This is a genomic window from Micrococcus sp. KRD026, from assembly GCF_017168445.1.
In the GTDB taxonomy this organism is placed as follows: domain Bacteria; phylum Actinomycetota; class Actinomycetes; order Actinomycetales; family Micrococcaceae; genus Micrococcus; species Micrococcus luteus.
On the sequence record NZ_JABFBA010000030.1, the window covers coordinates 28,474 to 29,655 of the forward strand.

A 1,182-nucleotide genomic window follows, 5' to 3' on the forward strand; every position below is an offset into this window, starting at 1 on the left:
GGGGAAGGACATGCGGTCTCCTGGCTCGGTCGAGTGGCGGGCGGAGTGTCTCCTCCATGGCCGCCGTGACCAGGCACGGAGAACTCCACGCTCCACCGTAGGCGAGGCCCTCGGTGGCTCTGGAGCCCTGGCAGAACTGTGACCAGGTTGTGATGTGGCGCCGCGGCCGCCGGCATGGCCCTCGCGGGCCACACCTAGACTGGAGGCATGGAATATCTCGTCCCTGTCCTCGCGGTGGTCGTCATCGGCGCCCTCGCGTTCGCCGCCGCCCGGTGGATGTCGGCCGGTCGAGCGCGTCAGGCGGCGGACCAGCGCACGCCGTCCGGCCGCGGGCTGGACATCGGACCGGAGCGGGCGCGTCTGGCAGCGGGGCTGCTGGACGAGGACGCCCATCGGCGCGTGTACGGGCACATCGCCCAGAGCCGCGTGATGGAGGCCGTGCGCGACTACCGCGCCCACACCGGGCGCGGCCTGAAGGACGCCGTCATGGACGTGCAGTCCCTCGCCGTGCATCCGCAGGTCTACTCCGAGCCGGCGCAGGAACCGGACGCCACGTCCGCCGGAGCCGCGGGGCCCGTTCCCGCCGGCCATGAGGAGCCCCACAGGGACGACACGGCCCCGGCCGAGACCCCCGGGCCGAAGCGGCCCGGGCAGGATTTGAGCGGGCGGAGGGAGCCGGACGCCCAGACGACCGAACGCGAGACCTCTGACGCTGTGGCCGAGGACGACGCCCAGCAGGACACCGACCACGCCTCAGCTGCGCCGCGTCCGACGGCGACGCCCGCCGATGAGCTGACCACCCTGACCGTCCCGGCCGAGTGGACCGCCGCCCCCGCCGAGGAGGAGTTCCCCTTCGAGGTCGAGGTGATGCGGGGGACGGACTCCGTCCGCCTCTCTTCGCAGGACCTGCCGCCGTGGCTGCGCGACCAGCTCTCCGCCATGGTGCGGGACGGCAACCTCGAGTCCGCCGCCGTCCAGCTGTCCAGCCACTCGGAGCTCTCCGTGCCGGAGGCGTACGAGCTGCTGCGCCGCATGCGCGAGCGTCGCGGGGAGGGCTAGGGCATGTCTGACAATCGTTTGGACCATGCGATCACAGCATTCAGCACCACAGCGGACCGGTAGACGATCGCGTACTTGTCATACCGGGTCGCCAGGCCCCGCCACTGCTTCAGGTGCGCGTAC

At 72.0% G+C, this 1,182-nt stretch carries 1 protein-coding gene and 1 pseudogene; one reads left to right on the forward strand and one right to left on the reverse strand.

The annotated features are described in order from the left end of the window. Window positions 1-207: 207 nt before the first annotated feature. Complete coding sequence (locus J1M40_RS10835; RefSeq protein ID WP_145015604.1) at window positions 208-1,059, forward strand: hypothetical protein; 852 nt, start codon at window positions 208-210, stop codon at window positions 1,057-1,059. On the opposite strand, the pseudogene J1M40_RS10840 reads toward J1M40_RS10835, so the two are convergent. Continuing rightward, a pseudogene (locus J1M40_RS10840) lies at window positions 1,056-1,182 on the reverse strand (IS5/IS1182 family transposase); the annotation flags it as partial. The gene J1M40_RS10835 and the pseudogene J1M40_RS10840 overlap by 4 nt on opposite strands.

What these genes read in the sequence shown, in the direction of transcription:
- J1M40_RS10835 (WP_145015604.1), top strand. Translation starts at nt 208, where the DNA reads ATGGAATATCTCGTCCCTGTCCTCGCGGTGGTCGTCATCGGCGCCCTC.